This window comes from Pseudomonas sp. SIMBA_068 (assembly GCF_046534705.1).
GTDB lineage: Bacteria > Pseudomonadota > Gammaproteobacteria > Pseudomonadales > Pseudomonadaceae > Aquipseudomonas > Aquipseudomonas putida.
Genome location: NZ_JAWRYI010001406.1, coordinates 1 through 243, shown reverse-complemented (window position 1 = coordinate 243; position 243 = coordinate 1). Strand labels below are relative to the sequence as shown.

General features: G+C 54.3%; 1 pseudogene. It reads right to left on the bottom strand.

Annotated features, from left to right (window positions below):
- Window positions 1–153, bottom strand: a pseudogene (locus tag SB756_RS34245) (peptidase S24); the annotation flags it as partial.
- Window positions 154–243: the final 90 nt, after the last annotated feature.

The window sequence follows — 243 nt, the reverse complement described above, 5'->3', positions numbered from 1 at the left end:
CATGTGCGGGGCGCGCAGGTTGAACAGTTCGTCCAGCGAGATGGGCTGCTCCATGTGATCCGCCGCCGGTGACGGAAAGCCTGCCGGGATACGGAACAGATAACGTGGAACAACACCGCTACCGCAGGTGATGGGGCCCAGGATGGATGTCATGGTACGACCTTGAAATTAACTGTATATAGATACAGTATCGACCTGCTGAGTATCAGGTCAATTTCGGCGTAGGAAATTTCGACAAGTGGG